Consider the following 26022-nt stretch of genomic DNA (forward strand, 5'->3'; position numbering starts at 1 on the left):
TTATCGTGCATTTTAAGGCTATTTTATAGCTCTTTTAAGTTGTTTTTTTAAAAAGATAGTTTATTATACTTTAAACATCCAAACTTAAAGGAGAAAACCATGTTCCATGAATTTAGAGACGAAATCAGCGTGTTAAAAGCGAATAACCCGCATTTTGATAAGATTTTTGAGAAACACAACCAGCTTGATGATGACATCAAAACCGCTGAGCAACAAAACGCTAGCGACGCTGAAGTCAGCCACATGAAAAAACAAAAATTAAAATTAAAAGACGAAATCCACAGCATGATCATAGAGTATAGAGAGAAGCAAAAATCTGAACGCGCTTAAATCATCTTTGTGAAAACACGCCAAAACGCTTTTTAAAAGGTGTTTTGGCTTTAACGCTTAGTTTAGATTTAACGCTTTGATTTGAATTAAAGCGTTAGGTTGTTTTTAGCTTTATTCCCACCATAAGCTTTATTAATTTTAGCGTTCCTTACATTTTTTAAAAATGGGTTTTTAAAATTTTGTTTTATCGTTTTGGCTCTCATTTTGTTGTAAAAATCATTTTCTCAAGTTTTGTTTTATTTTCTTAAAAAGATAGGAAGTCTTTGAAACCATTCTCCCCCTTTTTAATATCCAACTTAACCCCCCTATATTAAAGAAGCGCTTTTTTAAAAACTATCGCTGACTTATGCGTCAAGTTTTCTACTAACTAATACCAAAAACGCTAAAAAGGATTTTTCATCAAACCCCCCCCAAAAAAGGGAGTTCAAAAGAAAGGGTTTAAAAAAGAAAGGGTTTAAAAAAGAGAGTTCAAAACAAAGGCTTCAAAATTAAACCCCCCCCAAAAAAAGAAATGGTTCAAAAAAGAGGGTTTAAAAAAAACCCCCAAAAGAGAGAGTTCACAAAGGGTTTAACGCAAGCTTTTAATACGCAAACACATAATTCAAATACACGCTATACAATCTGCGGTATTGGAGTTGAGTGCCTAGCAAAGAATAGTAATTGGTGTTGATCGTGGGGATCTTCACGCCTAATTCCACGCCATGCTGAGCGGCATGATCGCTCGCTTTCTTTTTGTTTTTAGCGAGGTTCATCCTCAAGCCTAAATTGAATAAGAATTGGAAATTCGCCACATTCATTTTAGCGCTATAGAAATTATTGAAGGTCGCTAAATTCACATACTGGGAATTCAGCCATGAAGTGCCGGCTAACGCAATCCCGCCAAACACCCCAAAAGAAATCTTGCTGTTTTTGGTGGTTTTATCATTGATGAAGTTATAAAGGGCATCTGTCCCTACCCCATAAGTGAACACATCAGAGGCTGAATTGAAAAAACTGGATTTGATATAAGCATGGTTATAGTCAAAAAAGCCGTAATACCTTAATCCCCATCTTCTTTTTTCACCAAAAAATTGCTTATAGCCCACTTGCACGCCGATCCCATTCATCGCGCCGTTGTTGGTTTGAGAGCTGATTAATCCAACGCGCCTGAAAGGGTTATGCCCTAATTCTTGCGTGGCGCTTAGTAATTGCGAATAAGCGTTTTGGTTGACTTGATAAACGGTTTTTAAGCCCGCAGGGTTATTAGGGTTAGTGGATTGGCTTATCAAATTTTTAAGGAAGGGGGAATTGGGCGTGTTTGAAGCGGTCGTGGTGATGCTGTTATAAGTGCTGTTTAAAGTGCTAAGGCTGCCTCTAAAATCAAGTATGGTGCGCGCCAACAACTCAGATTGCTTGATTTGCTCGGCTTGAGTGCCAAAATGCGCAAGGCTGTTATCTAAAGCCGTTATCGTCTCTTCCACATACGCGCAACCAGCCCCCCAAGTGTTGGAAGTAACCCCTTCATTAGGTGTTGTCCCACCCCCATTGCGGCAAGCTGCCAAGTAGCTTGTAACGAAATGTGTAGGGATAGTGCTGAGATTGGTTTTGATTTGATCGGCTAGTTCAAGCATCTTGGCTTGGGCTTGCGCATGATTGAGCATGTTTTGAGCGAAAGCCCTATCAGAAGAAGTGTAAGGGTTGAAATCTTGCGGCGCGCTTTGATTGCTTTGCTGGTTAAGGCTTTGAGCTTGTGCGACGATTTCTTGGGCGTTTTTGATCATGCTAGTAACCGCGCTAAATTCAGTGGCAAAAACCTGACACACATTCCCTGTCGTATTTAAATCCCACGGCGCCCCTCCGTTTGAGTTAGCAGCGGTATTTACCCATGGGCAGTTTGTAGTGAGAACGCCTATCATTTTACTGGCTTCTTGTAAAAGGGTTTGAGCGTTATTGGTAATAGTAGTAGTAGTAGTAGTAGTAGTTTTCTCTTGTTGTCGCCCATTAGTTTGTGTTGTTATATTTATAGTTACTTGTTTTCCTGCACCATCCAAAACAGGAAATCCGCTATCTTGTTTTAAAGCCTGTTGGATAGCTTGATAAGCGTCGTTAAGCTTTTTCATGTTCTCAATACTTAAAGGGCCGCTAACCCCGTTATTATAACCGGTTAAATTGCAATTAATGGAACTTGAATTGTGTCCTGGTTGGCCCTCAAAAGTTACGCTTTGTTGGCCACTGTTACCAGGACCGCATTGGACATTATAAGCTATCACATTCCACAAGCCTACCGCCGCATTGAGCGCTAAAGAGACGGCTTGATACGCTGGGGAATTGTCTTTTTCACCGGTCAACCCTTGCGTGTTTGCTTTTAAATTATCGATCGCAGCGTTGATTTCTGAAGGGCTGCTCGCGTTTGTTACCGCCTGATTGAGGTTGTTAAAATTGTTTAAAAGGTTGCTCAAATTCTCATAAGTGTCTGAGAGTTTTTTCAATTCGCCGGTGTTTTTCACCATTTGAGCGGCTTCACCGATCTGATAGCCCGCGCTTATAAAAAAGCCGTTGTCTTCAGCGTTTAAAAGCGAAGCAGCGAGAGAGAGAGAGAGAGAGAGTAAAAGGGTTTTTCTCATAAATTTTCTCCTTGAAATCCTTGAAATTAAATTGAGTGATTGAAATTTCATACATTAAAAATGTATTTAAAGGATTGTAGCATAAAATCGTTTTTTTTTTTTTTGTCATTTGGAGAAAATTTAGAATTTTTGCGCTAATGGGGCGTTTTGTTGTTTCAAAAAAAAAAAAAAAAAAAAAAGGTTTTTTGGTATTTTTGAACCATTTTAAATGATTAAAAAGGGGTTAAAATTTGTTTTAATCAAAGATAGCGATAAAATGGGGGTTTGGTTACTTGGCAGGATCGCTTTAGATTTGGTTATAAAACTCTTAAGGGGGTATTTTAAATGGGATCGCTTTAGTTTTGGCTGTAAAACTCTTAAGGGGGTATTTTAAAATAACATTCCCACTAATAACGCTTAAGAAACCACCGCTAAAATCAAGCTTTTTCATTTTGTCTTAAAAGGGCATGCCCCCCCATTAGCCCTAAAAAGTTTAATGCTGTTTAAAAGGGCTATCCACGACTTTTTTCCTATCCACAATGTAGGGGATTAAAGCCATGTGGCGGGCTCTTTTGATCGCCACTTCCACCCTCTCTTGCCACTTTTTGCTATTGCCTGTCAACCTTCTTGGCATGATTTTATAGCGCTCTGATAGCGTGTGCTTGAGCATGTCTAAATCTTTATAGTCAATAAAGCTGATTTTAGCTTCAGTGTATTTGCAATAGCGTTTCGAATAGCGTTTTCTTTCCATAATGTCTCCTTAATTTTAACCCTTAAAAGGGGATTTCTTCTTCATCAATATTGATTTCAGGCACGCTGTTTTGATACTTGGACGGCTGTGCTTGTAAATTCTCTTTAGCGTGAGCGTTTTTTGCATAACTTTGGGCTTGGTTAAAAGGATCTTGGCTAGGAGCGTTATAATTAGCAGGATAAGCGTTGTTGAAATTCTCATGCATTACGCTATCTTGCATGGCGTTTGCTTGAGGATTGTCTGACTTTTTATCCATAAATTGCAACGAGTCCGCTGTGATAGTGTGGCGGGAATTTTTTTTGCCCGTTTGATCCATCCAACTCTCATAAGTCAAACGCCCTTCTATCAAAACGCTTGAACCCTTGCTCAAATACTGGTTAGCGATTTCAGCCGTTCGCCCAAACAAACGCGCATCTATAAAGCACACTTCTTCGCCTAGCGTGCCGTCTTGCTTTTTGAAACGCCTGCTTGTGGCTAAACCTATTGTAGCCGTAGCCGAACCGCTAGGCAAATATTTCAACTCCACATTCCTAGTCAAACGCCCTACCATAATCACTTTATTAAACATGATAAGCCCTTATTCGCTATGAGATCCTACGCTTTCTGCTTCCTCTACATGGTTAGAATGCGTGTGTTCGGTTTTTTCGTGTTTTTCTTTAGCGTGTGATGGCTTTTTATTAGCCCTATCCACTAACGCATGCCACGCTTCCACCTCTTTTTTGCTTTCGTATTTGATCACAATGAAACGCAACACATCTTCATTGATGCGATACAATCGTTCAAGCTCTAAAATCATGGACGGCTCTGCTTTGAAATACGCCACATAATAATAGCCTCTTTTGTGCTTTTTGATTTCATAAGCCAAATTACGCATGCCCATATCCAGGCTCGTTTCAATCACGCCGTGATGCTTAGTGATCACTTCTCTGTAAAATTCAATTTTGGATTTAATCTCTTCTTCTACTAAAGTAGGTTTGAGAATAAACATCGTTTCATAATGCCTCATCCATTCTCCTTGTGGTTGTATAGCCCTTTTTTTACTAAAAAAGAGCAAGGTCTAAAAAACTTTTGATTATACCTTGCTTTCGCTTGTTTTTGGATTAAATTGAGTTTTATTGGAATATTAAAGCTCAAAACTGGATCATTTTTCAAGGGTTGATGATTTTTTGAATGGGGGTCAAATACAAAAAACCCAATTCCTTTTGCCCTTGCATGCTTTGAATGTGCCATAACCTAAAAATTTCAAAAACCCTCTTATAGCCGGCTTCTTTCAAACGCAGGGCGTTTTTAGCGTAATTTTCTACAATCTCTTTAGGAGGAGCGTAGCCTAAAACCTCTTTAGCATCCATTAAACCGGTCGTTTTAATGTGAGCGAAAAATAAAAAAAGCTGGTAAAAATAGCGCTCTAACCCCCTTAAAATATCCGCATCTTTTTTGCCCTCTTTTAACAAATAATCATAAATATCAAGCACGCTTTTTTTCAAAAAAAGCCCTAAAATGAGTTTTTGTAAATCCATATCCCCCGCATTGGAGCTTAATTCTTGAATGTCTTCTAAAGTGATGGGCGCGTTTAATATCGCTAGCTTGTCTAAATCGTTAAACGAAACGCTTAAATCTTCGTTATTGGTTTCAAAAAGAGCGTTTAAAAGATGGCTGCTGATGTCTAAATGCAAAAAATTCGCCCTTTCTTGTAAGAATTTCAAACTCTCCCACGCTTTAGGGATAAAAAAGCGTGCATGGATTGCTTCATCTTTCAAGGGGCTTTTTTGGAAAAATTTAACGATAGTATCGCTGCTGTATTTGTATTTGGTGGTGTCGCTTTTAGAATTATAAAGCCCTATGATAAGCCTGTTATGGCTAGGCCGCTCTAGGGCTTTTAAAAAAAGATTGATATCGTTTTCTTTAAATTTCTTATGCAGCACAAAATCCAGTTTTAAAATGACTAAACTGCTCCCTCCAAATAAAGAATCCTGCTCTAAAAGGGTCGCAATCTGGCTTTTTTCATAATCGCTCGCATAAAAAAGCGAGGTTTCTGTGTCAGGGTTATCGCATTTAAAAAGCGTGCTAATCGTTTGAATATAATAATGGATAAAAAAATCAAACTCCCCATACAAAAACACCGCTTTAGGGAGGCGTTGTTTTAAATAATGGTCTAAATCTTTACGATACATGCTCTTTAATCCTTTCTGTGATTTCGCCTCTAACTTGCCCTAAAATCAAATCCGCATGCGTGATTTTAACGCGCACCTTTTCTAACGGATTAAAAACCTTGTTCGTTTTGATCAAAACTTTAAGCCCTACCCACTCTTTTAGCTCCACCACCACCCAATCTTTAACCTCTAAAACCACGCCCAAAAACTCTTTTTCTAAAAACTCTAAAGCCAAGCGGGCGAATTTGCGCTTGATGAAATCCCTTTCAATCAAAGCGGCCTTTTTTTGTAAAGCGTTCAATTCAGAGCATAATTCAGGCGTTTCTTCTAACAAATACGAGCAGCCTTTAGCTTGATGGAATAATAATTCTTTTAAAAGCCTGTGTAAGGCTAGATCGCTGTATCGTCTAATGGGCGAAGTGAAATGCGTATAGCTAGCAAACCCCAAACCAAAATGGCTTTCTTGCATGGGGCTATAAAGGGCTAAATTTTGAGACTTGATGATTAAGCGTGAAACTTCTCTTTCTATACTCTTTTCTTTGGCTATCTTTAAGGCATGCTCTAAAAAAGGAAAAAAACCCATGTTTTTAGGGCGCACAATCTCATAATCAAAAAGCTTGTCGTAGAGGCGTTTTTGCTGCTCCAAACTTGGCTCTTTATGGGTGCGGTATATCCCTTTATTGTGAAAATGCTCATCTAATAACCTAGCACTAGACTGGTTGGCTAAGAGCATGGCTTCTTCTATAAGGGTGTGCGCATCGCTTTCTTTTTCTGTTTCAATTTTTTCTATACGCCCTTCTTTATTCAAATACAGCTTGTTTTCAAAGGAATTGAAATTAAACCCCTTTTTTAAACGCTCCTTTTTTAACTTTAAAGCCACCTCTAAAAACTCTAAAAGGCTTTGTTGCAAATCTTTATCTAAAGAGCTTTGATTAGCGTTTAAAAAATGATTGATTTCTTCATAAGTGCAATTAGCCCTAACTTCAATGACGCCTTGAAACAATCGGGCGTTTTTCAAATTATCTAAAGGGATTTCATACACTAAAGCCAGGCGTTTTTCAAACGCTTTTAGCGAGCATGCCCCTTGAGACAAACTCAAAGGCAGCATGGGATAGACGCTGTTAGGGAAATACACGCTAAAGCCCCTAATTCTAGCTTCTTTATCCAAACTGGAATATTTCGGCACAAATTCGCTCACATCAGCAACCGCCACAAACAAAACCCTTTTTTCTTGATCATAAAAAATCGCATCGTCAAAATCTTTAGCGTCTTTGGGGTCAATGGTGATAAAAGGGATGCGAGAATAATTGATCCTGTCTTTAAAATCGCTCGCTTTGAGTTGCGCGTAATATTGGGCTAAATTTAGGCAATCTTTTGAAAAATCCTTAATCCTGTCAAAAAGGCTTAAAGAAAGGTTTTCATCTATTAAAGGATCTTCTAAAGCCCCTAAAATTTCGCTGATTTCACGCTTTTTAAGATCGATCTTTACCACGCAATGCCTAGGCAATGCTAATAAGGATCTTTGGCTGTGCTTTAAAAGAATAGGCTTTTTAAAAGCCTCTTTAAAAGGGATAGCCACAATCTGGTTTTTTTCTTTAGCCAAGTAAGCTATCATCGTGTCTTGCGCATCAAAAAGTGCGGCTTTAAAAAAGGCTATGGGGCGTTTTTTAGAACATTCTATTTGGCATAAAATCAAAGCGTCTGTTTTAAAAGATGGGGGTAAGTTTTTGATTAAAGGGTCTTTAGGGTAATTTTTCGCTAAAGAAATGAAAAACGCCTTATTTTCTGCCCGCTCAATCCTGCCTATATCAAAGCCTTCTTTTAAAAAATAGCGATCCTTGTTTGATTGAAGCGCTTCTTTTAAAACGCCCTTTTCTACTAGGGGAGCGAATCGTTTAGGGATCTTTTTAACCCCAAAAAACAGGCTTCTTAAAAACCCTTGCATCAAAAAACACTTCGCATGACTTCAAACGCTTTTGAATAAGGGATTTGAGAAGCGCTGAATTTTTCAAAACTTAAAGCAGCTTGATAGATAAGCATGTCTTTCCCATCTTGAAAAGGGGTTTCTAACTCTTTAGCCAGAGACAAAAAAGGCGTTAAAAACCCATACGCTAAATCATAAGCGAGCTGGCCCTCTTTAAAATACCCTTTCAAAACCTCTTTATTCAAAGGCAATTCGTTATTTAAACTCGCTGAAGTAGCGTTAATGATCAAATCAAAAGCGCTTTTAGGAGGCTCCATAAAACAATCACAGCCCAGGCGTTGGAAAAAATCCAATCCCCTAGAAGAGCGGTTTAACACGCTCACCTTTAAGCCTTGTTTTTTCAATTCGCACGCTAGAGCTTTAGCGCTCCCCCCAGCGCCTAAAATCAAAGCGTTTTGATAGTTTTTTTGCTTTAAAGAAAGATAAAACCCTAAAGCGTCGGTATTGTAACCCACAAGCTCATCATTTTCCAAAACAAGCGTATTGACTGCTCCGCATTCAAGCGCGATACCTTTGATCTTATCGCAAATTTGAAACGCCCTTTCTTTAAAGGGTAAGGTTACATTAGCCCCACTCAATCCTAAATGCAAAAACTCGTTTTTGATACGGCTTTCTAAAGGGAGTAATATGGGGTGGTAATGCCCCAAAAACCCTAATTCTTTTTGAAAAGTCAAAAAACAAGCGTTATGGATTAAGGGCGATTTGGAATGTTTAATGGGATTTCCAAAAACCCCAAAAGATTTTAATTTCATTATTCTTTCATTCAGCCTTTTTTAAAAGTTTTAAAAACACATAGCCCTTTGTTTCGTGAGAAAATTCAATTTCAGCCCAATCGTTTTGGATTTCTAAAACCTTCACGCTTTTATTTTTTAAAAGCAATCCCAAGATTTTACCTTTTGTGCTAGGAAAAGCACGCACATTCACGCCACTGACTGCGACTTTATACTCTAAAGGTTTTTTTCCCATTAAGGGGGTTGTGGGGGTTTTTTGATTCTTTTGAACGGGCGGGACGCTGTTTTGTTTAGACTCATTTTCTTTTTCTTGCTCTTGTTTAATTTCTTGTTTTTGCACGGCTGTGTCTAAAGGTGGCGCTGTGTCTTTGGTGGGGCTTTCTTCTGTGGCAGTTGTGGTCGTGTTGGCTTCTTGTTTGGGCGAAAGCACGCTGTTTTGACGCTCTATCTCGGTTTTTTCTAAATTCTGATTTATTTGAACGCTGTCTTTTTCCCCATAAAAACCAAGCACAATATGCACTAAAGCATACAACAACATGAACGCTAAAACCACTAATGATGGCCGCATAAAAAGTTTTAAAGAAGATTTCATCTCAGTTTTCATTCCTACCCTCAACGCTTTTCAAAATCAATCCTAGGGTCAATCACCACGCAGAGCAAATCGCTTATCAAACTCGCCACCAAACCTAAAAGCGTGAAAATATAAAGCGAACCAAACACGACAGGATAATCCCTACTCACAATGCTTTCATACCCTAAAAGCCCTAACCCATCCAGGCTAAAAACAATTTCTATCAATAAGCTTGAGCTAAAAAACATGCCCAAAAAAGCTTGCGGAAAACCCGCCACCACTAATAAAATCGCATTGCGGAACACATGCGCATAAAAAATACGCCCCACTGAACAGCCCTTAGCCTTAGCGCTCACCACATAGAGTTTGCCCATTTCATCTAAAAAAGAATTTTTCACTAAAAGCGTAAGGCTTGCAAAACCCCCTAAAGAAATGCAAAGAACGGGCAAAGTGATATGCCATAAATAATCCTTGATTTTGCCTAACGCGCTCAAACTTTCAAAATTATCGCTCACTAGCCCTTTTAAAGGGAACCAGTGCCAATAATTCCCTCCAGCAAAAAACACGATGAGCACCACCGCAAACAAAAAGGCTGGGATAGCGTTAGCAACAATAATCACCACGCTGCTTAGCACATCTAAAGGCTCGTTATTGCGTTTGGCTTTGAAAATCCCTAAAGGGATAGAAATAAGATAAATCAAAAGCGTGCTAAAAAGCCCTAACGAAATGGATACCGGCAATTTTTCCTTAATCAAATCTATCACTTTAATCTGGCGATAAAAGCTCTCCCCAAAATCAAATTGCACGTATTTTTTGAGCATGAGAAGGTAGCGCTCCCCTATGGGCTTGTCAAAACCATAGAGTTTTTTCAAGCTCTCTATCAAATCGCTCTCCAACCCTTGAGACGCCCTATACGAACGCTCTTTAACAAGACCTTGGGTTTCTTTGGACTGCGTGTTATTGATTTTAGCCATCATCTGCTCAATAGGGCCTCCTGGAGCCGATTGGATCAGAAAAAAATTAATCGTCATGATGGCCAATAAAGTAGGGATAATCAAAAGCAAGCGTTTAAGAATATAAGCAATCATTGAATACCCCTTTCTTTTTTTACCCACCATAAATACGGCGAAAATCCATAGCTAGGGCTGATTTCAGGCATGCCAATGTAATTATACACTGCGATCCTGTAATTAGGCAAATAAAAATGCGGTATCACATAAAACCCCCACAACAGCACCCTATCCATCGCTTGAATGGCGGCTAGTTGCTCCTTGTAATCTTTAGCGTTAATGATTTTTTCAATCAAAGCATCTACCGCTTTACTGGAGATTCCTGCATAATTCCTTGAGCCTTTTTCTTTAGCGCTCAAAGAGCCAAAATAAAAGCGTTGCTCATTACCCGGGAAAGACGATTGGCCTATCACCCCTACAATCATGTCAAAATCATAGCTTTTGACCCGATTGACATACTGGCTTAAATCCACTCTTTGGATTTTCATTTCAATCCCTAACACCCTTAAGTTTTTAGCAAAGGCTAGAGCCAGTCTTTCAAAGGCCGGGCTGTTTAAAAGCAAAGTGAAACTAAACGGCTTGTTATTCTTATCCACCAAACGCATGTTTTTGTAAGAAAAGCCCGCGCTTTCTAAAAGCTTTTGGGCGTATTTTAAATTTTCCCTCAAATTATAGCCCAAAACATCAGGTCCATCGGTTCTAGGCACGACATAAGGCTCTTTAAAAACCCTTTCATCCAAACTCTTTTCATAAGGGGCTAACAGAACTTTTTCTTCAGGGCTTGGGAGTGGAGGGGACGCATAAACAGAGTTGCTGAAAAAACTGGTGGTGCGCTTGTATTGCGAAAAAAACAAATTTTTATTCGCCCATTCAAAATCAAACGCATAGAATAAGGCTTCACGAACCCTTTTATCCTTAAAAATTTCCCGGTGCGTGTTGAAGAAAAACCCTTGCATGCCGCTTGGCATTTTATGGGCTATGAGGTATTTAGTGATTTTTTTATTATCCATAGCTTTCCCCACATAGCCCCTAGCCCAAATTTTAGCCGTGCTTTCAATGCGCCAATCATACGCTCCGCTCAAAAAAGCCTGTAAAGCAATGGTTTCGTCTTTGTAATACTCAAATTTGATTTGATCAAAATTGAATTGCCCCTTTCTGCTAGGCAAATTCCTCGCCCAATAATTAGGGTTTCTTTGGTAGGTGATTTTCTTGCCCACATCAAAAGAAGCGATCACATAAGGGCCACTAGAAACAGGAATGATTAAAGGGTTTTTGGTGAAATAATCCTTTTGAAACGCTTTTTTGGAAAAGATTTGCAACTGCCCTAAAATGAGAGGCAACTCTTTATTTTCAGTGGTTTTGAAAATGAATTTAACATGGTGTTTGTCTAAAACAACCGCCTTTTTAACATCTTGGTAATACTGCCTATAAATAGGCGATCCTAATTTCATGATCGTATCAAAACTAAACTTCACATCGCTCGCTAAAATGGGAGCGTTATTGCTGAATCTCGCTCTTTTGTCTAAGGTAAAAATCACATAGCTGTTATCCTTAGCCACTTCTGCGTCTTTAGCGATCAAGGGGTATTCGGCAAAAGGTTCGTCCAAACTTTGCACCATTAAAGTGTCATAAATGAGATCCAAGCCTTCGGCTTTAGTGCCTTTAAGCGCAAAAGGGTTAAGGCTATCAAAAGTCCCTATAGCGTCATTCCTTAAAACACCGCCTTTTCTAGCGTTAGGGTTAGCGTATTCAAAATGCGTGAAATTGTCTTTATATTTAGGCTCTTCGCCCAAGTATAAATAAGGCGTAGCCTTAAGGAAACAAAACACCCCTAACCATAAACCCAAAATTTTCATCTAAACCAACCCCATCAATTCTTTAGCCTTTTGGTAAGTCGCTTGCGCTAAAGGCCTGGCTTTTTTCACACCGCCATTTAAAACGGCTTTCACTTCATCATCGCTGATTTCTTTGTATCTTTCTTGGATGGGTTTTAAAGCCTGGATCACCACTTCAGCCAATTCCTTTTTAAAATCCCCATAACCTTTATTTTTGAAACGCTCTTCTATGTTTTCTGGGCTTTCATCGCTTAAAAGCATGTAGATGTTTAAAAGGTTAAAAACGCCCTCTCTTTTTTCATCAAAGGCAATAACGCCCATAGAATCAGTGGCCGCTTTTTTGATTTTCCTTACAATAATATCCGGCTCATCTAAAAGAAAAATCGCATGGTTAGCCCCTTTATGCGATTTACTCATCTTCACTTTTGGATCGTCTAGCCCCATAACCCTTGCCCCCACTTTAGCGATCAAAGGCTCTGGTACTTTAAAGCAATCTCCAAAATCCCTGTTAAATTTTTCTGCAATGTTTCGTGTGAGTTCTAAATGTTGCTTTTGATCTTCGCCCACTGGCACTAAATCGCTTTGGTATAATAAAATATCTGACGCCATCAAAATAGGGTAATTGAAAAGCCCCACATTCACGCTTTTAGGGTTTTTTAAAGACTTGTCTTTGAATTGCGTCATTCGTTGCATTTCCCCCATAGACACTTGACAATTTAATAGCCACGCTAAAGCCGGGTGCTCATCCACTTCACTTTGAATGAATAACCCCGATTGCTTAGGATTAATCCCGCAAGCTAAAAGCAATTTGACTAACTCATAGGTTTGGGATTTTAAAAATTTAGGCTCTATGGGTAGGGTGATCGCATGCGAATTGACGACGCAAAAAAGGTTTTCATATTCATCTTGCATCTCTACCCAATGCTTGATCGCTCCTAAATAGTTGCCCAAATGGATTTGCCCGGTAGGTTGGATGCCTGAAAAGACTCGTTTTTTGTGCATGTTGTTTCTCGCTCATTAATTTAGCGTTTATTGTAACCACCTAATTTTAATATTTTAATTTATCTTGGTTTTTAAGAACGCTTGATCCCCGAAAAGAGTAACACTTCATAGCTCAATTTTTCAAACGCCATGTTTTGGAAAAAATGTTTTTTTTGCTTGAAACTCAGCGTTGAACCCCCTAAAAGACCGCATTTTTTAAGGTAATTCAAGCAATCTTGTTTGCGGTTAAAATAAAGAGAAAAGCGCTTGTTTTCTAATTCTATTTGAAAATGTTTAAAAGCGTTTTTAATCAAAGATTTGAGCGTTTTAAGATCCCTTAAAGGCGAAGGCGTGCCTAAAAACTCATGCACTTCATGCAAACTAAAATCCGTATGGATAGCTAAAGCGGCCTCCTTACTAAAAAGAGCGATTTTTTCTAAAACGCTTTTTAAATCCCTTGCCCATTGCAAAGAAGAAGAAGACACAACCAGATCATAATCGCAAAAAACATGTTTTTCAAAATCCGCATGCTCTAAAGAGATTTTTTGAATGTTAATAGAATGCGTGGGGTGTAATTTGAGCATGTTCATAGAATTATCCAAAGCGATAAAGTTTTCAATCAAAATATTTTGCCGCTCTAAAGCATTAAAAACAGCCCCACTCCCTGATCCTAGATCCAAAACTTTAGCGTAATGTTTTTGTTTTAAAAATTGAACAAGATAGATAGCGATTTGTTGCTGGATATGAGCGAAGAGAGGATAAGTTTTGGCATGCTTATTGAATGCATGTTGATTGAATGAATGAAAAGAGTCCAACACCACCGCCTTTAACGCACCACGCTTGAAATTGAAACTAAATTTTAGTGTATTCTTAGCAAATTTTAGATAAGATCAAGCGTAATTTTTTCTAAATTTTAGGCATTTAAGGAATCAGTGTTTATGACAAGCGCTCTGTTAGGCTTACAAATTGTTTTAGCGGTATTGATTGTGGTGGTGGTTTTGTTGCAAAAAAGTTCTAGCATCGGCTTAGGGGCTTATAGCGGGAGTAATGAGTCTTTATTTGGCGCTAGAGGGCCTGCGAGCTTTATGGCGAAATTGACCATGTTTTTAGGGCTGTTATTTGTTGCCAACACCATCGCTTTGGGCTATTTTTACAACAAAGAATACGGCAAAAGCATTTTAGATGAAACTAAAACCAATAAAGAACTTTCGCCCCTAGTCCCTACCACCGGCACGCTTAACCCTACGCTCAATCCCACATTAAACCCAACGCTCAACCCTTTAGAGCAAGCCCCCATTAATCCTTTAATGCCAAAACAAACGCCTAACGAACTCCCTAAAGAGCCAGTCAAAGCGCTTTCTGTTGAAAGCCCCAAACAGAATGAAAAAAATGAAAAAAATGACGCCAAAGAGAATGGTATAAAGGGTGTTGAAAAAACCAAAGAGAACGCCAAAACGCCCCCAACCACCCACCAAAAGCCTAAAACGCATGCGACAACCAACGCCCATACAAACCAAAAAAAGGATGAAAAATAATGCTACAAGCCATTTATAACGAAACCAAAGATTTGATGCAAAAAAGCGTTCAAGCTTTAAACAGAGATTTTTCCACTCTAAGGAGTGCGAAAGTTTCAGTCAATATTTTAGATCACATCAAAGTGGATTATTACGGCACGCCCACCGCTTTAAACCAAGTCGGCTCTGTGATGAGCTTGGATGCGACCACCCTTCAAATCAGCCCATGGGAAAAAAACCTGCTCAAAGAAATTGAAAGATCCATTCAAGAAGCCAATATTGGCGTCAATCCTAATAACGACGGCGAAACGATCAAGCTTTTTTTCCCGCCCATGACAACCGAGCAAAGAAAACTCATCGCAAAAGACGCCAAAGCGATGGGCGAAAAGGCTAAAGTGGCTGTAAGGAATATCCGCCAAGACGCCAACAATCAAGTGAAAAAATTAGAAAAAGACAAAGAAATCAGCGAAGATGAAAGCAAAAAAGCCCAAGAGCAGATCCAAAAAATCACTGATGAAGCCATTAAAAAAATTGATGAAAGCGTGAAAAACAAAGAAGATGCGATTTTAAAGGTCTAAACCATGGATATTAAGGCATGTTATCAAAACGCTCAAGCGCTATTAGAGGGGCATTTCTTGCTCAGCAGCGGGTTTCATTCCAATTATTATTTGCAATCCGCTAAAGTCTTAGAAGATCCCAAACTAGCCGAACAATTAGCGCTAGAATTAGCCAAACAAATCCAAGAAGCTCATTTGAATATTGAATGCGTATGCTCGCCTGCGATTGGGGGGATCTTGGCTGGGTATGAGCTTGCAAGGGCTTTGGGCGTGCGTTTTATCTTCACTGAAAGGGTGAATGGCGTTATGGCGTTAAGGCGTGGTTTTGAAGTCAAAAAAAACGAAACAATTTTAGTGTGCGAAGACATCATCACTACGGGAAAATCCGCCATGGAATGCGCTAAAGTTTTAGAAGAAAAGGGCGCTCAAATCGTGGCTTTTGGCGCTCTAGCCAATCGGGGCATTTGCAAACGCGTTCATTCTCACTTGAAAGCCCAAGAGGGTGCGTGTTTGCCTAGCCATTTGCCCCTTTTTGCTTTAGAAGATTTTGTTTTTGACATGCACAAGCCTAACTCTTGCCCTTTATGCGGTACTAGCGTTGCTATAAAGCCGGGAAGTCGTGGCAACTAAAAAAACCAAAAAAAATAAAACTCCAGAAAAAAAACGCGCTTTAGAAAGCCCTTTAAAAGGGTTGAATCTCTCTTTACGCTTAAAGGCTTTCATCACCGATATTTTTATGATTTATACCCCCATGCTTTATATAATGACTTATGCGATTTTAGGGAGTGCGAAGGATTTTAGGGAAAACCAGAGCGCGATTTTTTTATGCCTGCTTTTTTACGCCCTAACGCACAGCTTTTTTATCGCTTTTAAATCCCAAAGCCCTGGCATGCGTTACGCTCAGTTTAAATTGGTCAAAAATAATGGCGAAAAAGTGGGCTTTTTTTTGGCGTTGTGGCGCTTTGTTTTGTGGGTGTTGAGCATGGGGTTACTTGTAGGGTTTGTTACGCCTTTTATTTTTAAGTTTTTTTTGCATGACAAACTCAGCGGCACTCATATTGAAATCATCAAGGAGGAAACATGAAAAATTTAGTGATCTTAAGCGGGGCTGGCATTTCAGCAGAAAGCGGGATTAAAACCTTTAGGGACGCTGATGGCTTGTGGGAAGGGCATGACATCATGGAAGTTGCTTCGCCTTATGGTTGGAAAAAGAACCCGCAAAAGGTGTTGGATTTTTACAACCAAAGGCGCCGACAGCTTTTTGAAGTTTATCCTAACAAAGCCCATAAAGCTTTAGCAAAATTGGAAAAACACTATCAAGTTAATATCATCACCCAAAATGTAGATGATTTGCATGAAAGGGCGGGATCTTCTCGCATTTTGCACTTGCATGGGGAATTATTAAGCGTTCGCAGCGAAAAAGATCCTAATTTGGTTTATAGGTGGGAAAAGGACTTGAATTTAGGCGACTTGGCTAAAGATAAAGCGCAATTACGCCCCAATATTGTGTGGTTTGGCGAAGAGGTGCCTTTGCTTAAGGAAGCGATTTCTTTAGTCAAACAAGCACACCTTTTAATCATCATTGGCACTTCTTTGCAAGTCTATCCGGCCGCTAGCCTCTACACGCATGCGCATAAAGACGCCCTCATTTATTACATTGACCCTAAGGCTAAAAACGCCCATTTGCCCCAGAATATCCAATGCATTAATGAAAGCGCGGTGCATGCCATGCAAGATTTAATGCCTAAACTCATAGAAATGGCCTCTTAAGAGATGTTGAAATAATTTTTATTTTTTCAGCTAACGATTAGCAAAAACATGGTTTAATTGGCTTCATCGTTATTTGCGAATAATTAAAGGAGTTTGAGAACCTGATGCAACAAGCCACAGAAGCATTGAATCACCCCTATTTTGGCGTTTTTGTTTTGTTGGTATTCACCTTTTGGGTGTTTAACTTAACCTTAAGGATTCAAAGGTTTTTAAGCCGTAAAATGGCTCAAAAAAAGGGCGAAAAGCTCAAGCTCGCTCCCTATGAATGCGGGCCTGTGGCTCTCAAACAGCCTAATAGGGTGTCGCACCATTTCTATATCATGGCCATGCTTTTTATTTTATTTGATGTAGAAATCGTTTTCATGTTCCCTTGGGCGATTGATTTTAAAAAATTAGGCTTGTTTGGGCTCATTGAAATGCTAGGCTTTGTCTTCTTTTTAACCATTGGTTTTATTTACGCTCTAAAGCGAAACGCTTTGAGTTGGCAGAAATTAGAGGTGAAATAATGCAACAAGCACCAGTTGTTCTAAGCACTTTGGATAAATTATTGAATTGGGGGCGTTCTAATTCGCTTTGGCCCTTAACTTATGGCTTGGCGTGTTGTGCGATTGAGATGATGGCAACAGGGGGTTCAAGGTTTGATTTTGACAGATTTGGCACGATTTTTAGAGCGAGTCCTAGGCAATCTGATGTGATGATCATCGCTGGCACGCTCACTAAAAAGCATGCCGAATTCATGCGTAGGCTCTATGATCAAATGCCTGAACCTAAATGGGTGATTTCTATGGGGAGTTGCGCTAACACGGGCGGGATGTTCAACACTTATGCGACCGTTCAAGGAGCGGACAGGATCGTTCCTGTGGATATTTACTTGCCCGGTTGTGCGCCGCGCCCAGAAACTTTACAATACGCTCTTATGGTTTTGCAAGATAAAATCAGACGCTCTAAAGCGATCAAACAAGACGCTCCTAAAAGGTTAGTGTGATGGTAAGAAAACAATCCCCCTATGAAGATGTGCAAAAACAATCGCGTCAGCATGACCCCTATAAAATCATAGAACCCACCCCTAAAAAATATTTAGAGGGCAGTGCTTATGAGGTCATTTACAACCACCTTTCTTACAAGCATGAAATTTTAGACAAATACATAGAGACTAACACGGCTGTGTTTTGGATCAAAAAAGACGATATTTTTTCTGTTGCTACGACTTTAAGGCATTTGGGTTATGAGTGTTTGAGCGAAATGAGCGCGATAGATTTGTGCGCTAAAAAAGGGTATTTTGAATTGTTTTATCAATTTGTGGGTTTTAGCGATAGCTGCAAGAACCGCCGTAGGGTGCGCGTGAAGTGCGTTTTGTTGCCTAATGAGAGCGTGGATTCTTTGAGTTTTTTATACCGATCGGCTAATTGGAGCGAAAGGGAAGCGTATGACATGCTGGGCATTGTGTTTGACAAACACCCCTATTTGAAACGCCTTATCATGCCGCATGATTGGGTAGGCCACCCCTTGTTGCGTTCTTACCCGCTCAAAGGCGATGAATTCGCTCAATGGTATGAAGTGGATAAAATTTTTGGCAAAGAATACCGAGAAGTGGTGGGTAAAGAGCAGAGAGACAGCGCGAGAGTGGATGAAAAAGACACTTTCAATTTTGCAAAAATTGGCTATGAGCAGGGCAAGGGCGAAGAATTAAAAGAAGTAGAAGAAAAGCATGCGTTTAAGAAAATCCCTTTTGTCAAAGATTTGCACAAAATCGCCCCCACTATCTTAAAAAAGAGGCTATAAAATGGCTCAAAATTTCACGAAACTCAACCCCCAATTTGAAAACATCATTTTTGAACATGATGATAATCAAATGATTTTAAACTTTGGCCCTCAACACCCTAGTAGTCATGGGCAATTGCGCTTGATTTTGGAATTAGAGGGCGAAAGAATCATTAAGGCTACCCCTGAAATTGGCTACTTGCATAGGGGCTGTGAAAAATTAGGCGAAAACATGACCTATAACGAATACATGCCCACTACCGACAGATTGGATTACACTTCTTCTACCAGCAATAATTACGCTTACGCTTATGCGGTAGAAACCTTACTCAATTTAGAAATCCCGCGCCGAGCGCAAGTGATCCGCACGATTTTATTAGAGCTTAACCGCATGATTTCACACATCTTTTTTATCAGCGTGCATGCTTTAGATGTGGGGGCGATGAGCGTGTTTTTGTATGCGTTTAAGACGAGGGAATACGGGTTGGATTTAATGGAGGATTATTGCGGGGCCAGGCTCACGCATAACGCTATAAGGATTGGGGGCGTGCCTTTAGATTTACCTCCTAATTGGCTAGAGGGCTTAAAAAAATTTTTAGGCGAAATGAGGGAATGCAAAAAGCTCATTCAAGGCTTATTGGATAAGAATCGCATTTGGCGGATGCGCTTGGAAAATGTGGGCGTTGTAACGCAAAAAATGGCGCAAAGTTGGGGCATGAGCGGTATCATGCTAAGAGGAACTGGGATCGCTTATGACATTAGGAAAGAAGAACCTTATGAGCTTTATAAAGAGCTTGATTTTGATGTGCCGGTGGGTAATTATGGCGATAGCTATGATCGGTATTGTTTGTATATGTTAGAAATTGACGAAAGCATTCGCATCATTGAACAACTCATTCCCATGTATGCTAAAACCGATACGCCCATCATGGCTCAAAACCCGCATTATATTTCCGCCCCTAAAGAAGATATAATGACGCAAAACTACGCCTTGATGCAGCATTTTGTTTTAGTGGCTCAAGGCATGCGCCCGCCCGTTGGGGAAGTGTATGCCCCCACAGAAAGCCCTAAAGGGGAATTAGGGTTTTTTATCCATTCAGAAGGCGAGCCTTACCCTCACAGATTAAAAATCAGAGCCCCTAGCTTTTATCATATTGGGGCTTTAAGCGATATTTTAGTGGGGCAATATTTAGCGGATGCGGTAACCGTGATTGGCTCAACCAATGCGGTGTTTGGCGAGGTGGATAGATGAAACGCTTTGATTTGCGCCCTTTGAAAGCAGATATTTTTGAACGCTTAGAAGAATTGATTGAAAAAGAAATGCAACCTAATGAAGTCGCTATTTTCATGTTTGAAGTGGGGGATTTTTCTAATATCCCTAAGAGTGCTGAATTTATCCAATCTAAAGGGCATGAGCTCCTCAATTCTTTGCGTTTCAATCAAGCGGATTGGACGATTGTCGTGAGGAAAAAGGCTTGATTTTGAGCGGCTTTAACCCCTTAAATTCTCCCTTAAGCGCAAGCTCTTCTCTTAGCTTGAAAGAAGCCTATTGTTTAGAAAAATTATCTCTTCAAAAAGGGTTTGAAATCCATTACAAGATGGCAAAAGATAGCTTAAACCTTTTAGAAAAAAGCGATTTGTGCGTTTTGTTTGGAGGGTTTTCAAACGCTTGTTTGAATGAAAACGAACGATTGATCCTAGGAAGCATTAACCAATCAAAACGCCCCTACGCCTTGTTAAGACCCTTACAAGATACAAGAGACTTGCAAGAAAATTGCCTTTTTGCGTCGTATGAAATCCACACGGAAGCGGCGATTTTAGCCTTGATTTTAAGGGGCATTTTAGAACAAACTTCCCGATTAAAAGGGCATGTTTTAGAAAAAATAGATGTGGGGTATTTAAGCTCTGAAGCGAACATGAGCGAAGAAGAATTACAAGAACTTATCGTGCTTATTGTTAAAGCAAAAAAAAGAGTGCTTGTTTTAAACAGAGAAATCACAAAACATGCTCATAGCGCTTTTTTATACACCCTTTTAAGCGGGTTGCAAAACTACCTAGAAATTTTGCATATCCCTTGCAATGATTCAGGCGCAACGGCCACTTTTTATGATTCTAAAGATCAAGAATGGTTGCTAGAAACAGTCTTTAAAGAAGGCATTTTGCCTTTTGAATCAGAGCTTCAATCAAAAGATTTAGAACTTTTAGAGCGAATGGGTGAGGCTAACGGCTCGTTTGTCTATGTTTCTTACAAGAGCCTTAAAACCCCCAAATTGTCTTTTTCCAAGCAATTTAAGATCGCTAACAAGATTAAGCATTCTAAAGCAAAGTTTCAAATCTTAGATAAAACGCTAGAATGCGAGTTAGAAGAAAGCCCCCATTTGAAGGGCTTGATTGCGATTTTAGAAGGGGCGTTTTTTGATGCTTACCCTTATATCCCTATTTTATCCCACTCTCAAGGAATTTCATGATCACAATGAATATCAATGGCAAAATGATTGAATGCCAAGAGGGACAAAGCGTTTTAGAGGCCGCTAGGAGTGCTGGGATCTACATCCCTACTATTTGCTATTTGAGCGGTTGCTCGCCCACGGTCGCATGCAAAATGTGCATGGTTGAAATGGATGGCAAACGCATTTATAGCTGCAACACGAAAGCCAAAAACAACGCCGTCATTCTCACTAACACCCAAACGCTCATGGATGAAAGAAAAAGCATCATGCAAACCTATGATGTCAATCACCCCCTAGAGTGTGGCGTGTGCGATAAAAGCGGGGAGTGCGAATTGCAAGACATGACGCATTTAACCGGTGTAGAGCACCAACCTTATGCAGTGGCTGATGATTTTAAAGCGCTAGATTCATGGGCAAAAGCCTTGTATGATCCCAATTTGTGCATCATGTGCGAAAGGTGCGTAACCACTTGCAAGGATAATGTGGGCGAAAACAACCTCAAAGCCACTAAAGCCGACTTGCACGCTCCGGATAAATTTAAAGACAGCATGTCTAAAGACGCTTTTAGCGTGTGGAGTCGTAAGCAAAAAGGCATTATTTCTTTTGTGGGTAGCGTGCCTTGCTATGATTGCGGGGAATGCATTGCGGTATGCCCTGTGGGCGCTTTGAGCTATAAAGATTTCGCTTACACGGCTAACGCATGGGAACTCAAAAAGATCCATTCTACTTGTTCGCATTGCTCAGCCGGTTGTTTGATTTCTTATGATGTGCGCCATTTTGATACTCTAGGCGAAGAATCTAAAATTTTTAGAGTGCTTAATGATTTTTATCATAACCCTATTTGTGGGGCAGGCCGTTTCGCTTTTGATGTGAGCTCTAGCCCTAAAGGCAGCGCTAATCTTAAAGAAGCGCAAAACGCCCTCAAAGAATGCGAAGCGGTGCGAATAGGAGGAGACATTACGAATGAAGAGGCGTTTTTAATAGAGCGTTTGAGGAAAGAGCTTGATTTTAAAATCTACAATCAAGAAGCGTATCATTTCCAACAATTTTTAAAAGTATTGGGCGAAGTTAAACGCCCCAGCGTTGAAGAGATTAAAACTTCCAATTTGGTCGTTACGATAGGATCTTCTATCAAAACAGAAAACCCTTTGGTGCGCTATGCTATTAATAACGCTCTCAAACTCAATAAAGCTTCTTTGATCGCTATGCACCCTATTAAGGATAACGCTTTAGCGAATTTGTGTCGAAGCTCTTTTTGCATCACCCATGAAGTGGGGGCTGAAGAAATCCTTTTAGGCATGCTTTTAAAAATGCTTAACATTGAAAGTGCGGCTCTAAAAAGCTTAGAAGATTCCAAGCAAAGCATTGTGGATGAAGCGGCTCTTAAAGCCTTAGAAGAAGAGCGGAAAAAAGCTTTAGAACAAGCCGAGCAAGGGTGCAGTATTGGAGAAAATAAGGCAGAAAATCAAGAAGAGAATAAAACAGAAGCAACTACCCCAAAAGAAAATCAAGAAGAAAACAAGACAGAGGTTAAAGAAGAAAAAATTGAAGTCCCTACCAAAACCACTTATTTGTTGCTTGAAGAAGCGGGCATCAATTTAGAAACTTATGAAAAAATTCTCGCTCTTTTACAAAAATCAAATAACACTCTGCTGGTGGTTGGCGAAGAAATTTATAGCCATAAACAAGCCCATAACATCGCTAAAATGCTGCGTTTGTTAGCCCAAAAAAGCGCTGTTAAACTCATTCTTATCCCCCCAAGCGCGAACGCTTTAGGCATCGCTTCCATTTGCGAATTGAGCGAAGAAATTTTTGAACATGAAAAAATTGTAGGCATTCGCACTCAAGGGGATTTCACTATCAATAGCGACGATAGGGTTTTTGGGAAAGACGCTGTGAGTAAAGTGGATTTTATTTTACCTAGTCTCAACCAGCTAGAAGGCACGATCACCAATGTTGAAGGGCGTGTGTTGCCCTTAAAACCGGCTTTGAGATTTGAGGGCTATGACTTGAGCGATATCATGCAAGGCTTTGGCTTTGTGGAAGAAAATCTCACAGAATGCACCCACAAACTCCCTACAGAAGCGGGCTTTAAAGCCATAGAATTTGATCATCTAACCAACTATTTCACTAATGACAGGGTCAATCACAGAGGCTATTTATTAGGGACAAGCCATTTTGAAAAGAGTGCTAAAGAATACGAAACCACAGAATGCGAGCCTATCAAGCCTTTAAAAGAAAAAATCGTTTTCAACGCGTATTTAAAATACCCAGAAACGCAATTCAATAACGCTACCCATAAAAGCGAGAATTTGCAATTAAAAGCCGGTGTCTATGTGTCTAAAGCTTTCTTAAAAAAATTGGATAAAGAAGTGGGGCAAAACATCACTTTATCTAAAGAAGAAGAGGAATTAACAGGCGTTTTGTATCTTGATGAGAGCTTGGATCAGGAGGTGTTTGTCATTTCGCCTTCTCTTTTAAAAAGCCATTCCAACTTTTTTAGAGAGGGCGTGTTTGATAGCGTGGATTTAAAGGAGCAAGCATGAGCGCTTATATCATTGAAACCTTGATTAAAATTTTGATTTTAGTCGCTGTTTTTTCGGCTTTAGGAGGCTTTGCCACTTATATTGAAAGGAAAGTGTTAGCCTATTTCCAACGCCGTTTAGGGCCTTGTTATGTGGGGCCTTTTGGGCTTTTGCAAGTCGCAGCAGACGGCATTAAGCTTTTCACTAAAGAAGACATTATCCCCCAAGGTGCGAATAAATTCATTTTCACGCTAGCGCCCATTATTGCGATGGTGAGTGCGTTTGTGTCCATGGCACCCATCCCCTTTTTCCCTAATTTCACTCTGTTTGGCTATGAGATCAAGCCCCTTATTTCTGATATCAACATTGGCTTTTTGTTTTTCTTAGCCGTGGGTGCAGCAGGGATTTATGCGCCTATTTTAGCTGGGCTTGCTTCTAATAACAAATACTCTTTAATTGGTTCAGCAAGAGCGACGATCCAACTACTCAGCTTTGAAGTGGTCAGCACTTTAACCATTCTAGCCCCCTTAATGGTGGTAGGATCGCTCTCTTTAGTGGAAATCAATAATTACCAAAGCGGTGGGTTTTTAGACTGGCTTGTGTTTAAGCAACCTCTAGCGTTTGTTTTGTTTTTGATCGCAAGTTATGCTGAATTGAATCGCACCCCCTTTGACTTGTTAGAGCATGAAGCCGAGATTGTAGCAGGGTATTGCACCGAATACAGCGGCTTGAAATGGGGCATGTTCTTCTTAGCGGAATACGCGCACTTATTCGCTTTTTCTTTTGTGATTTCTATCGTGTTTTTTGGCGGGTTTAACGCATGGGGCTTTATCCCTGGAGGAATAGCAATCTTGATTAAAGCGGGCTTTTTTGTCTTTTTATCCATGTGGGTTAGAGCGACTTATCCGCATGTGCGCCCAGACCAACTGATGAATATGTGCTGGAAGATCATGCTGCCTTTAGCGTTATTGAACATTGTGCTAACAGGCATTATCATTTTAATTTAAGGAGGTTTTATGGCCAAACAAGAATACAAGCAACTTCCTAAACGAGCCGAAGCTCATAGTGCGACTGAGCAATTTAAAGACACCCTTAAAACGAGCTTGGGTTTGGATCTATTCAAAGGGCTAGGGCTTACGATCAAGGAATTTTTTAGCCCAAGCGTAACCATCCATTACCCTATGGAACAACTCCCTTTAAGCCCACGCTATCGCGCGGTGCATAATCTGCAACGGCTTTTAGACTCAGGATCTGAAAGGTGTATTGGCTGTGGGCTGTGCGAAAAGATTTGCACGAGCAATTGCATAAGGATCATCACGCATAAAGGCGAAGACAACCGCAAAAAGATCGATTCTTACACGATCAATTTGGGGCGTTGCATTTATTGCGGATTGTGCGCAGAAGTTTGCCCAGAATTAGCGATTGTTATGGGGAATCGGTTTGAAAACGCCAGCACCCAACGCTCCCAATACGGCTCTAAAAGCGAGTTTTTAACGAGCGAACAAGACGCTAAAAACTGCTCGCATGCCGAATTTTTAGGCTTTGGTGCGGTAAGCCCTAATTACAATGAACGCATGCAAGCCACCCCTTTAGATTATGTCCAAGAGCCTTCAAAAGAAGAATCCAAAGAAGAGTCTCCAACAAACCCAGAAAGCCATAAAGGGGATGAAAATGTTTGAAACCATTGCCTTTTATTTCTTTGCGATCCTTACTTTGAGCATGGCGTTAGTGGTGATCACAACCACGAATATTCTCTATGCCATTACCGCTCTCGCTAGTAGCATGGTTTTTATCTCTGCTTTTTTCTTTTTGCTAGACGCTGAGTTTTTGGGTGTGGTGCAAATCACGGTGTATGTGGGCGCGGTCATTGTGATGTATGCGTTTGGCATGATGTTTTTCAACTCCGCTGCAGAAGTCATTGAACGCAAGCAAAGCCCTAAAATCTTGTGCGTTCTTTCATTTGGCGTGGCGCTGTTGCTCACCTTGATTTTAAGCGCTCCTAGCATTGGCGAAAACCTTTCTAATCAAGTCAATTCCAACGCTATTGATGCGCAAATCCCTAACATTAAAGCGATTGGTTATGTGCTTTTTACTAATTACCTCATTCCTTTTGAAGCGGCGGCTTTAATGCTTTTAGTCGCTATGGTTGGAGGCATCGCTACAGGGATTCAAAAAATCCATGGGAAAAATCACACGCAATTTATAAAGGAATCTCTATGATAGGGTTAAACCACTATTTGATTGTTTCAGGGTTGCTCTTTTGCATTGGTTTAGCGGGCATGCTGAAACGCAAAAACATTCTGTTGCTCTTTTTTTCTACAGAAATCATGCTCAATGCGATCAATATCGGTTTTGTAGCGATCTCTAAATACACACACAATTTAGACGGGCAGATGTTCGCGCTCTTTATTATCGCTATTGCTGCTAGTGAGGTGGCTATTGGTTTGGGCTTGGTGATTTTGTGGTTTAAGAAATACAAGAGCTTAGACATTGATTCTTTAAACGCTATGAAAGGTTGAG

General features: G+C 40.0%; 29 protein-coding genes. 17 read left to right on the top strand and 12 right to left on the bottom strand.

All coding sequences use genetic code 11. The features are described from left to right. The first annotated feature begins 99 nt into the window (after positions 1-99). Complete coding sequence (locus DBU79_RS02475) at positions 100-330, top strand: YdcH family protein (protein ID WP_000468330.1); 231 nt, start codon at positions 100-102, stop codon at positions 328-330. 581 nt (positions 331-911) lie between these two features. Here the strand turns inward: DBU79_RS02475 and hopZ are convergent. The 12 genes from hopZ to DBU79_RS02535 form a co-directional block, all read right to left on the bottom strand. Continuing rightward, positions 912-2933, bottom strand: a complete 2022-nt coding sequence (hopZ, locus tag DBU79_RS02480; protein ID WP_154411440.1) for a Hop family adhesin HopZ — start codon at positions 2931-2933, stop codon at positions 912-914. A gap of 472 nt (positions 2934-3405) precedes the next feature. Continuing rightward, positions 3406-3663 carry a 30S ribosomal protein S18 gene (gene rpsR, locus DBU79_RS02485; RefSeq protein ID WP_000440196.1) on the bottom strand — a complete coding sequence of 86 codons (258 nt, stop codon included), beginning with the start codon at positions 3661-3663 and terminating at the stop codon, positions 3406-3408. Positions 3664-3685: 22 nt separating this feature from the next. Further along, positions 3686-4231 (bottom strand): single-stranded DNA-binding protein, encoded by a 546-nt coding sequence (locus DBU79_RS02490; protein ID WP_154411441.1) that lies wholly within the window; start codon positions 4229-4231, stop codon positions 3686-3688. A gap of 9 nt (positions 4232-4240) precedes the next feature. Continuing rightward, complete coding sequence (gene rpsF, locus DBU79_RS02495; RefSeq protein ID WP_154411442.1) at positions 4241-4669, bottom strand: 30S ribosomal protein S6; 429 nt, start codon at positions 4667-4669, stop codon at positions 4241-4243. A 142-nt stretch (positions 4670-4811) separates the two neighbouring features. Then, on the bottom strand, positions 4812-5834 hold the full coding sequence (gene holA, locus DBU79_RS02500) for a DNA polymerase III subunit delta (protein ID WP_154411443.1): 1023 nt from the start codon (positions 5832-5834) through the stop codon (positions 4812-4814). Beyond that, positions 5824-7758 (bottom strand): RNB domain-containing ribonuclease, encoded by a 1935-nt coding sequence (locus tag DBU79_RS02505; protein ID WP_154411444.1) that lies wholly within the window; start codon positions 7756-7758, stop codon positions 5824-5826. The genes holA and DBU79_RS02505 overlap by 11 nt, the downstream gene beginning before the upstream one ends. Beyond that, on the bottom strand, positions 7758-8549 hold the full coding sequence (locus tag DBU79_RS02510) for a shikimate dehydrogenase (RefSeq protein WP_154411445.1): 792 nt from the start codon (positions 8547-8549) through the stop codon (positions 7758-7760). The genes DBU79_RS02505 and DBU79_RS02510 overlap by 1 nt, the downstream gene beginning before the upstream one ends. Before the next feature lie 7 nt (positions 8550-8556). Continuing rightward, complete coding sequence (locus tag DBU79_RS02515) at positions 8557-9132, bottom strand: SH3 domain-containing protein (RefSeq protein WP_154411446.1); 576 nt, start codon at positions 9130-9132, stop codon at positions 8557-8559. 8 nt (positions 9133-9140) lie between these two features. Further along, entirely contained in the window at positions 9141-10187 is a 1047-nt protein-coding gene (locus tag DBU79_RS02520) for a microcin C ABC transporter permease YejB (protein WP_154411447.1), read from the bottom strand. Then, a complete protein-coding gene (locus DBU79_RS02525; RefSeq protein WP_154411448.1) occupies positions 10184-11965 on the bottom strand; it encodes an extracellular solute-binding protein in 1782 nt (593 codons plus the stop codon). Before DBU79_RS02525 ends, DBU79_RS02520 begins: the two co-directional genes overlap by 4 nt. Further along, positions 11966-12946 carry a tryptophan--tRNA ligase gene (trpS, locus tag DBU79_RS02530; protein WP_154411449.1) on the bottom strand — a complete coding sequence of 327 codons (981 nt, stop codon included), beginning with the start codon at positions 12944-12946 and terminating at the stop codon, positions 11966-11968. It abuts the gene before it with no gap. Between the two features lie 71 nt (positions 12947-13017). Further along, a complete protein-coding gene (locus DBU79_RS02535; protein WP_195834209.1) occupies positions 13018-13746 on the bottom strand; it encodes a methyltransferase domain-containing protein in 729 nt (242 codons plus the stop codon). Positions 13747-13863: 117 nt separating this feature from the next. On the opposite strand from DBU79_RS02535, the gene secG reads away from it, so the two are divergent. The 16 genes from secG (at position 13864) to nuoK (ending at position 26021) form a co-directional block, all read left to right on the top strand. Beyond that, complete coding sequence (secG, locus tag DBU79_RS02540; protein ID WP_195834210.1) at positions 13864-14460, top strand: preprotein translocase subunit SecG; 597 nt, start codon at positions 13864-13866, stop codon at positions 14458-14460. Beyond that, positions 14460-15017: a ribosome recycling factor gene (gene frr, locus DBU79_RS02545; protein ID WP_000938377.1), complete on the top strand. Its 558-nt coding sequence runs from the start codon at positions 14460-14462 to the stop codon at positions 15015-15017. The genes secG and frr overlap by 1 nt, the downstream gene beginning before the upstream one ends. Positions 15018-15020: 3 nt before the next feature. After that, on the top strand, positions 15021-15626 hold the full coding sequence (pyrE, locus tag DBU79_RS02550) for an orotate phosphoribosyltransferase (RefSeq protein ID WP_134890413.1): 606 nt from the start codon (positions 15021-15023) through the stop codon (positions 15624-15626). Continuing rightward, the gene (locus tag DBU79_RS02555) at positions 15616-16080 is read left to right on the top strand and encodes an RDD family protein (RefSeq protein ID WP_139535154.1); all 465 of its coding nucleotides are present in this window, start codon (positions 15616-15618) and stop codon (positions 16078-16080) included. Before pyrE ends, DBU79_RS02555 begins: the two co-directional genes overlap by 11 nt. After that, the gene (locus DBU79_RS02560) at positions 16077-16766 is read left to right on the top strand and encodes an SIR2 family NAD-dependent protein deacylase (protein ID WP_134890411.1); all 690 of its coding nucleotides are present in this window, start codon (positions 16077-16079) and stop codon (positions 16764-16766) included. The genes DBU79_RS02555 and DBU79_RS02560 overlap by 4 nt, the downstream gene beginning before the upstream one ends. A 104-nt stretch (positions 16767-16870) precedes the next feature. Continuing rightward, positions 16871-17272, top strand: coding sequence for an NAD(P)H-quinone oxidoreductase subunit 3 (locus DBU79_RS02565; protein ID WP_001183537.1), 402 nt, complete (start codon positions 16871-16873; stop codon positions 17270-17272). Continuing rightward, on the top strand, positions 17272-17751 hold the full coding sequence (locus tag DBU79_RS02570; protein ID WP_001183508.1) for a NuoB/complex I 20 kDa subunit family protein: 480 nt from the start codon (positions 17272-17274) through the stop codon (positions 17749-17751). Before DBU79_RS02565 ends, DBU79_RS02570 begins: the two co-directional genes overlap by 1 nt. Continuing rightward, positions 17751-18548, top strand: coding sequence for an NADH-quinone oxidoreductase subunit C (locus tag DBU79_RS02575; RefSeq protein WP_195834211.1), 798 nt, complete (start codon positions 17751-17753; stop codon positions 18546-18548). The genes DBU79_RS02570 and DBU79_RS02575 overlap by 1 nt, the downstream gene beginning before the upstream one ends. Position 18549: 1 nt before the next feature. Further along, positions 18550-19779, top strand: coding sequence for an NADH dehydrogenase (quinone) subunit D (gene nuoD / locus DBU79_RS02580; RefSeq protein WP_154411453.1), 1230 nt, complete (start codon positions 18550-18552; stop codon positions 19777-19779). Next, complete coding sequence (locus DBU79_RS02585; RefSeq protein ID WP_000819164.1) at positions 19776-20006, top strand: NADH-ubiquinone oxidoreductase subunit E family protein; 231 nt, start codon at positions 19776-19778, stop codon at positions 20004-20006. Before nuoD ends, DBU79_RS02585 begins: the two co-directional genes overlap by 4 nt. A gap of 2 nt (positions 20007-20008) precedes the next feature. Continuing rightward, a complete protein-coding gene (locus DBU79_RS02590; protein WP_154411482.1) occupies positions 20009-20995 on the top strand; it encodes a hypothetical protein in 987 nt (328 codons plus the stop codon). Further along, entirely contained in the window at positions 20992-23523 is a 2532-nt protein-coding gene (locus DBU79_RS02595; protein WP_154411454.1) for an NADH-quinone oxidoreductase subunit G, read from the top strand. Before DBU79_RS02590 ends, DBU79_RS02595 begins: the two co-directional genes overlap by 4 nt. Beyond that, positions 23520-24509: an NADH-quinone oxidoreductase subunit NuoH gene (nuoH, locus tag DBU79_RS02600; RefSeq protein ID WP_001277296.1), complete on the top strand. Its 990-nt coding sequence runs from the start codon at positions 23520-23522 to the stop codon at positions 24507-24509. Before DBU79_RS02595 ends, nuoH begins: the two co-directional genes overlap by 4 nt. Positions 24510-24518: 9 nt before the next feature. Further along, complete coding sequence (gene nuoI, locus DBU79_RS02605) at positions 24519-25181, top strand: NADH-quinone oxidoreductase subunit NuoI (RefSeq protein ID WP_154411455.1); 663 nt, start codon at positions 24519-24521, stop codon at positions 25179-25181. Next, on the top strand, positions 25174-25722 hold the full coding sequence (locus DBU79_RS02610; protein WP_000464195.1) for an NADH-quinone oxidoreductase subunit J: 549 nt from the start codon (positions 25174-25176) through the stop codon (positions 25720-25722). Before nuoI ends, DBU79_RS02610 begins: the two co-directional genes overlap by 8 nt. Beyond that, positions 25719-26021, top strand: a complete 303-nt coding sequence (nuoK, locus tag DBU79_RS02615) for an NADH-quinone oxidoreductase subunit NuoK (RefSeq protein WP_000579759.1) — start codon at positions 25719-25721, stop codon at positions 26019-26021. Before DBU79_RS02610 ends, nuoK begins: the two co-directional genes overlap by 4 nt. Position 26022: the final 1 nt, after the last annotated feature.

Origin of the sequence: Helicobacter pylori (assembly GCF_009689985.1) — a bacterium.
Classification (GTDB): Bacteria; Campylobacterota; Campylobacteria; order Campylobacterales; family Helicobacteraceae; genus Helicobacter; species Helicobacter pylori_CG.

What these genes read in the sequence shown, in the direction of transcription:
- DBU79_RS02520 (WP_154411447.1), bottom strand. Translation starts at nt 10,187, where the DNA reads ATGATTGCTTATATTCTTAAACGCTTGCTTTTGATTATCCCTACTTTA.
- nuoI (WP_154411455.1), top strand. Translation starts at nt 24,519, where the DNA reads ATGGCCAAACAAGAATACAAGCAACTTCCTAAACGAGCCGAAGCTCAT.
- frr (WP_000938377.1), top strand. Translation starts at nt 14,460, where the DNA reads ATGCTACAAGCCATTTATAACGAAACCAAAGATTTGATGCAAAAAAGC.
- secG (WP_195834210.1), top strand. Translation starts at nt 13,864, where the DNA reads ATGACAAGCGCTCTGTTAGGCTTACAAATTGTTTTAGCGGTATTGATT.
- DBU79_RS02475 (WP_000468330.1), top strand. Translation starts at nt 100, where the DNA reads ATGTTCCATGAATTTAGAGACGAAATCAGCGTGTTAAAAGCGAATAAC.
- DBU79_RS02505 (WP_154411444.1), bottom strand. Translation starts at nt 7,758, where the DNA reads ATGCAAGGGTTTTTAAGAAGCCTGTTTTTTGGGGTTAAAAAGATCCCT.
- DBU79_RS02575 (WP_195834211.1), top strand. Translation starts at nt 17,751, where the DNA reads ATGGTAAGAAAACAATCCCCCTATGAAGATGTGCAAAAACAATCGCGT.
- DBU79_RS02560 (WP_134890411.1), top strand. Translation starts at nt 16,077, where the DNA reads ATGAAAAATTTAGTGATCTTAAGCGGGGCTGGCATTTCAGCAGAAAGC.
- holA (WP_154411443.1), bottom strand. Translation starts at nt 5,834, where the DNA reads ATGTATCGTAAAGATTTAGACCATTATTTAAAACAACGCCTCCCTAAA.
- trpS (WP_154411449.1), bottom strand. Translation starts at nt 12,946, where the DNA reads ATGCACAAAAAACGAGTCTTTTCAGGCATCCAACCTACCGGGCAAATC.
- DBU79_RS02585 (WP_000819164.1), top strand. Translation starts at nt 19,776, where the DNA reads ATGAAACGCTTTGATTTGCGCCCTTTGAAAGCAGATATTTTTGAACGC.
- DBU79_RS02595 (WP_154411454.1), top strand. Translation starts at nt 20,992, where the DNA reads ATGATCACAATGAATATCAATGGCAAAATGATTGAATGCCAAGAGGGA.
- nuoD (WP_154411453.1), top strand. Translation starts at nt 18,550, where the DNA reads ATGGCTCAAAATTTCACGAAACTCAACCCCCAATTTGAAAACATCATT.
- nuoH (WP_001277296.1), top strand. Translation starts at nt 23,520, where the DNA reads ATGAGCGCTTATATCATTGAAACCTTGATTAAAATTTTGATTTTAGTC.
- nuoK (WP_000579759.1), top strand. Translation starts at nt 25,719, where the DNA reads ATGATAGGGTTAAACCACTATTTGATTGTTTCAGGGTTGCTCTTTTGC.
- DBU79_RS02610 (WP_000464195.1), top strand. Translation starts at nt 25,174, where the DNA reads ATGTTTGAAACCATTGCCTTTTATTTCTTTGCGATCCTTACTTTGAGC.
- rpsF (WP_154411442.1), bottom strand. Translation starts at nt 4,669, where the DNA reads ATGAGGCATTATGAAACGATGTTTATTCTCAAACCTACTTTAGTAGAA.
- DBU79_RS02490 (WP_154411441.1), bottom strand. Translation starts at nt 4,231, where the DNA reads ATGTTTAATAAAGTGATTATGGTAGGGCGTTTGACTAGGAATGTGGAG.
- DBU79_RS02565 (WP_001183537.1), top strand. Translation starts at nt 16,871, where the DNA reads ATGCAACAAGCCACAGAAGCATTGAATCACCCCTATTTTGGCGTTTTT.
- rpsR (WP_000440196.1), bottom strand. Translation starts at nt 3,663, where the DNA reads ATGGAAAGAAAACGCTATTCGAAACGCTATTGCAAATACACTGAAGCT.
- DBU79_RS02570 (WP_001183508.1), top strand. Translation starts at nt 17,272, where the DNA reads ATGCAACAAGCACCAGTTGTTCTAAGCACTTTGGATAAATTATTGAAT.
- DBU79_RS02515 (WP_154411446.1), bottom strand. Translation starts at nt 9,132, where the DNA reads ATGAAAACTGAGATGAAATCTTCTTTAAAACTTTTTATGCGGCCATCA.
- hopZ (WP_154411440.1), bottom strand. Translation starts at nt 2,933, where the DNA reads ATGAGAAAAACCCTTTTACTCTCTCTCTCTCTCTCTCTCGCTGCTTCG.
- DBU79_RS02525 (WP_154411448.1), bottom strand. Translation starts at nt 11,965, where the DNA reads ATGAAAATTTTGGGTTTATGGTTAGGGGTGTTTTGTTTCCTTAAGGCT.
- pyrE (WP_134890413.1), top strand. Translation starts at nt 15,021, where the DNA reads ATGGATATTAAGGCATGTTATCAAAACGCTCAAGCGCTATTAGAGGGG.
- DBU79_RS02510 (WP_154411445.1), bottom strand. Translation starts at nt 8,549, where the DNA reads ATGAAATTAAAATCTTTTGGGGTTTTTGGAAATCCCATTAAACATTCC.